The following is a 5,187-nucleotide window of genomic DNA, read 5'->3' on the forward strand; positions in this document are numbered from 1 at the left end:
CAGGAACATGCCGGAATTCCACGAGTAGCCGCCGCGTGGCTTGGCACTGCGAGCGCAGGCGCTGGCGGACAGCGGCCGTCACGACGAGGCCTACGGCATGCTCGGCGCATTACGTAAATCGGATGCGGTGCCGGCCGCCGAATTGCCGCGGCTCGAATCGCGCTGGGCGCGTGGGGCCTTGGCGAACGCGGCCGATGGCAACGTACTGGCCGCGCACTGGGACGCGATGCCGGCCACGCTTCGCCAGGATCCCGCGATCGTCGCCGCGTATGCCGAGCGTGCTGCAGCGCTGCATTGGGACGACGCCGCCGCGCGCGCCATCGAACAGTCGCTCGACGCGCACTGGGACGACTCCCTCGCCGCGCTGTACGGGCGGCTGTCGATCGGAAGGCTCGACGAGCGTGCCTCGCGCATCGAACGCTGGCTTGCGCAGCATCCGGGGAGCCCCGGGCTGCTCACCAGCCGCGCGCGACTGCAGTACGCGCACGGCGATTGGCCGGGCGCGGAAGCTTCGCTGCACGACGCGATCGATCGCGGCGCAAGCTCCGACACCTGGGAACTGCTGGGCGACGGTTACGCGGCGAACGGCGAAGACGCACGTGCGCGAATCGCCTATGCGAACGCGCTGCGCAGCGCGCGTGGAGATGGGCTGGTCGAGTTGCCGACGACCTCGCAGGCGCAGCGTTTCGCGACGCCGCGCGGCCCGGTCGATACCAACGGAACCACGCTGCAGTAAGGGTTGCGGGAGGGAGCCTGCGTCGCCTTCGGGCGGCGCAGGTGCTCCTGGGTCAGCTTCGGTGGCGGTGGCGCGTACGCACTCGCGCAGTGGTGGCCACCCCGCGTCGACAGGCAGCGGCGCCCGTGGCGCTCGCTGTAATCCGGCGCTCGGGAGATCGAAAGACTCCCTCCGTGCACGCGCGATCCGCTCGCGGCTTGCCCCAGCCTTCGCGCCGGGTCATTGCGCCCGCGCCGACTGAAGCGTCGCCGAGCTCGACGTCGCATGGCGTCAGCGACGTCGCGACGCAGCAGCGGTTACGCATTTATGCGAGCACGCGACCGCGCGTGACCGGCCGCGCGCGATCCGAAAGGACGAGCGCAAACACCAGCAGGCCGGCACCGCATCCCACCCGACGCAACACTGGCGCGGCGAGCCCTCAGCGCTCCAGGATCGCGACCACGCCCATGCCGCCCGCGGTGCAGATCGAGATCAGGCAGCGCCCGCCGCCGCGCTGCGCCAGCTCCTTCGCGGCGGTGGCGACGATGCGCGCACCGGTGGCCGCGAACGGATGGCCTGTCGCCAGCGACGAACCGTTCGGATTCATCTTCATCGGGTCGATCCCGCCCATCGCGTGTTGCAGCCCCAGGCGCTCGCGGCAGTAGTCGTCGCTCTCCCACGCACGCAACGTGCACAACACCTGCGCCGCGAAGGCTTCGTGGATCTCGTAGATGTCGAAGTCCTGCAGCGCGAGGTTGTTGCGCGCGAGCATCTCGGCGACGGCGACCGTCGGTGCCATCAACAGGCCTTCGCCGGCGACGAAATCGACGGCCGCCACCTGCGCGTCGCGGATCCAGCACAGCGGTTCGATGCCGTTCGCTTCGGCCCAATCGTTCGAGGCCAGCAGGCATGCCGCCGCGCCATCGGTCAGCGGCGTCGAATTGCCGGCGGTGAGCGTGCCGCGACCGCTGCTGCGATCGAACGCGGGCTTGAGCGTGGCGAGCTTGGCCAGCGAGCTGTCGGGCCGGAGGATGTTGTCGCGCGCAACGCCACGGAACGGCACGACGAGGTCGTCGAAGAATCCGCGCTCGTAAGCGGCCGCGAGCTTGTGGTGCGATGCGACCGCCAGTTCGTCCTGCGCCTCGCGCGGGATGCGCCACGCCTTCGCCATGTCTTCGCAATGCTGGCCCATCGACTTGCCGGTGCGTGGTTCGGCCACGCCCGGGAAATCCGGCTTGAGTTCGCCGAATCCGAAGCCCGAGAACGCACGCAGCTTGTCGCCGGTGGTCTTGGCGGCGTTGGCCTTGAGCAGGCGGCCCCGCAGCTTGTTGCCGTAGACGATCGGCACGTCGGACGTGGTGTCCGAACCACCGCCGACGCCCACGTCGATCTGGCCGAGCGCGATCTTGTTCGCGATGTGCACCACGGTGTCCAGCGACGTGCCGCAGGCGCGTTGCAGGGTGATGCCCGGCGTGCGCGGCGACAGGCCCGACGACAACGCCGCCTCGCGGCCGAGGTTCCAGTCCGACGGATGCTTGATGACCGCTCCCATCGCGACTTCGCCCAGCTGGCGGCCCTGCAATCCGTATTTTTCGACGAGGGCTCCAAGCGTGCGCACCGACATGCCGAAGTTGCCGACATCGCTGTAAGCGGTGTTCTGGCGACAGAACGGAATGCGAACGCCACCGAGCACGGCGACGGGACGGAACTGGCGCATGGCGACCTCGCGAGCGTGACGACACGGCCCGTGCAGGCGCCGCCGGTATGATGCGGCGAGTGTAGCGCCACCAAACGCCAGCGTACTGATGACTGCGAATTCGAACGACATCCACTCAGCCGGCTCCGCCGTGCACGTGCTCGGCGCGCTCGCGCTGGAACTTGCAGGCGGCGCGCCTGCACGCGAGGGCCAGCTGTCGCAGCAACAGGCCGGCGAGCTGGCCTCGCTGATGGCCGCCGACCTTGCCGCGTTCGCGCCGGGAGCTGCGGAACTCGAACTGGTGACGGTGGGTGCGCATTACGATCCGGTCGAACTGCTGCGACCGGGCTGGCCGCTGCATCGCGAACTGGATGCGCTGGCCGCGCGTGCACCCGGCGCGGGGCGCGCGCGCGTCGTCGCGTTCGGCTCGCACGACGGACAGCTGCCCGGGGTGCTCGCGCCCTCGCCCGACTTCGCGGGCGGCCCCTTGCGCCTCGTGCCGTTCCTCCTCGGCGGCGATCCTTCGAAGGTGGCGCCGCTCGGCGACCTTTTCGAGCACGAACTGCTCGAACGCGGCATGGCTGGCGCTGCAACCGCGCTCGCGGCGCAAGCGATGTTCGGCCTGCAGGTGGAGCACGCGCGCTACCTCACCGTGCACGACCTCGCCGCGATGACATCTCTGCAGTACGAGCACGCCGGCCTCGCGCCGCTATGGCCGCTGATCGAGACGGCGCTGCTGCGCCCGGAGATCGACACGCTGCTCGATGCGCCGCCCGAGCCGCTGGTCCGTTACGTCGACGGCGAGGCACGCATCGCGATGTTCTCGTCGCAGGCCTGGCAACAGCGTTACGCACCCGGACTCGACCTGCAGTCGGACGCGATGCGTGAGCGCGCGTTTCGCCAGCACGAGCATTTCGAGGCGCGTCAGCGCCAGTTCGCGGCGGTGCTGCAGGCACACGGCGTGATCGTGAATTTCGTGCACTGCGAGCGCGACGCCGACCACGTCGCCGCGCTGGACTGACGGGCCGTAGTCGGCAGATCTCTGTAGGCGCGGGGCACGCCGTGACGCGTTGGCGCGCGCTGCGGGACGGTCCGATCGAAGCATCTGCTGGTTGGACACTCGGCGTCGTGCACGAGCGCAAACGTCGGCCTCGCGCGCGCTGCGAATCCCCGCCTAGACCGTGCGCCGAACGACCGCCTCGAAGGCGGCCACCGCGCTACGCGAAGCGCGTCAAAGGACGCCGAGCGCCAGCTTGCTGAGCAGCATCACCACCGCTGCCCCACCGGCGACGAGCGCCAACAGCAGCGGGCTGCGCACCGGATTGATGCCTGCAGCCTGCGCGAGTCCACCGATGAATACCGGCATCAGCGCATCGGTGGCCTGCCACATGTCGTGGCCACTGGAGCGAAGCGCGAGCGCGACGCCGGCGGTGAGCGCGAGGCTGAAGAGCATGGCGGTCATGCCCTCCTTGACGGTGATCTTGCGCAGCGTGGCGCCCATGACTTGCATGACAGGAGACTCCTGAGGGTCCGCACGCCTCGCCGGCGCGTCGGACGGATGGTGGGTTGCGGCGCTTTCCGCGGCCTTGTAATAGCTATCGGCTACGTCTTCCGCCACTGGAGGTTAAGGCCGTCACCCTTCTTTCACCTGAACCGGTGTTGAGGCGTGAGCGAGCTGTGACGGCTTCCACAGGGTGTCCGCTCCAAGCGGCCGCGGCAGAGTGGAAAGCGGTGGCTGAACAGGCAGAGAGCGGCAATAACAAGCGGCTTTGGCCGCGAAACCGCGCCGGCCGTTCGACCCTGCGCGCCCATGCGATTCCCCCGGCGGAAGCACTGGGCCGGCAGCGCGATTCGCCGCAGCCGGCGCGCCGCGGGGTCACGCCCTCACGCGGTTCGCTCGCTCAGACAGCGCCACGCACGGACGCTTCGAAGATGCGGTAACCGGCGTCGCGCATGCCGAGTGCCGTGTACGTCGCCATCGCCGTGTCGTTTTCGCGTTCGACATACAGGCGCAGGCCGAGCACGTCCTCGGTGGCCCGCGCGAGTGAATGCACGTGCGCGTACAGCGCGCGGAAAACGCCGCCGCGTCGATGCGCGGGCGTCACGTAGACGCTCTGGATCCACCACCAGTGGCCGCAGCGCCAGTCGCTCCACTCGCGGGTGAGCATCAGCATGCCGACCGGCTCGGCGATCACCTCGTCGCCGGCGAGGGGCATGTCGCGCACGGCCACGAAGTAACGCGCCTTGGTCGCATCGGCGATGCCCTGCGTCACACCCTCGAGCACGGTGTCGGCATCGAGCTCCAGGTGTTCGGTCTCGTGCGCCATGGTGCGTGCCCAGCGTGCCAGCAACGCGGCGTCGCCCGGGTTGGCTTCGCGTACGCGAAGATGGGACGTGCGCGTCATGGCGCCGCCCGGACAACGCCACAGGCGATGCGCGCGCCGGCGTTGCCTGCCGGCTGCGACGAGTAGTCGTCGGGCTGCGCATGCACCACGAGCGCACGGTTGAGGATGTTTCCCGCCGCGGGTCCGCCGAGCGTGAGCCCATTGAGATGCAGGTCGACATGCGCGACGCCGTCGGCGCCTGCGACGATGTTGGGCAGGTCGCCCGCATGGTGCGCGTGGCTGTCCGGGCCGCCATGGGCGCGCCCTGCCGGGTTGAAGTGCGGCCCCGCGCTCGTCGCGTCCGCGGCGCTGCAGTCCCCGGTTTCGTGCACGTGCAGGCCATGCGTGCTGTTCGGCGCGAGCCCGCCGATGTCGCCGGTGAGGTGCGCGCC

6 protein-coding genes are annotated in these 5,187 nt (G+C 69.8%); 2 read left to right on the forward strand and 4 right to left on the reverse strand.

What is annotated here, in order from left to right; translation table 11 throughout:
- The first annotated feature begins 40 nt into the window (after positions 1–40).
- On the forward strand, positions 41–736 hold the full coding sequence (locus tag FW784_RS12480) for a heme biosynthesis protein HemY (RefSeq protein ID WP_149353663.1): 696 nt from the start codon (positions 41–43) through the stop codon (positions 734–736).
- A gap of 418 nt (positions 737–1,154) precedes the next feature.
- Here FW784_RS12480 and FW784_RS12485 read toward each other — a convergent pair whose 3' ends face one another.
- Positions 1,155–2,432: an acetyl-CoA C-acetyltransferase gene (locus FW784_RS12485; protein WP_149353664.1), complete on the reverse strand. Its 1,278-nt coding sequence runs from the start codon at positions 2,430–2,432 to the stop codon at positions 1,155–1,157.
- A gap of 88 nt (positions 2,433–2,520) precedes the next feature.
- On the opposite strand from FW784_RS12485, the gene FW784_RS12490 reads away from it, so the two are divergent.
- A complete protein-coding gene (locus tag FW784_RS12490) occupies positions 2,521–3,432 on the forward strand; it encodes a hypothetical protein (protein WP_149353665.1) in 912 nt (303 codons plus the stop codon).
- 210 nt (positions 3,433–3,642) lie between these two features.
- On the opposite strand, the gene FW784_RS12495 is transcribed toward FW784_RS12490, so the two are convergent.
- The 3 genes from FW784_RS12495 to FW784_RS12505 form a co-directional block, all read right to left on the reverse strand.
- Complete coding sequence (locus FW784_RS12495; protein ID WP_149353666.1) at positions 3,643–3,921, reverse strand: hypothetical protein; 279 nt, start codon at positions 3,919–3,921, stop codon at positions 3,643–3,645.
- Positions 3,922–4,312: 391 nt separating this feature from the next.
- Positions 4,313–4,816 (reverse strand): GNAT family N-acetyltransferase, encoded by a 504-nt coding sequence (locus FW784_RS12500; protein ID WP_149353667.1) that lies wholly within the window; start codon positions 4,814–4,816, stop codon positions 4,313–4,315.
- Positions 4,813–5,187 (reverse strand): superoxide dismutase family protein (locus tag FW784_RS12505; protein ID WP_149353668.1); only part of this gene is annotated, 375 nt, incomplete at its 5' end. The genes FW784_RS12500 and FW784_RS12505, both read right to left, overlap by 4 nt.

The organism is Cognatilysobacter lacus, assembly GCF_008274655.1.
GTDB classification, from domain to species: domain Bacteria; phylum Pseudomonadota; class Gammaproteobacteria; order Xanthomonadales; family Xanthomonadaceae; genus Cognatilysobacter; species Cognatilysobacter lacus.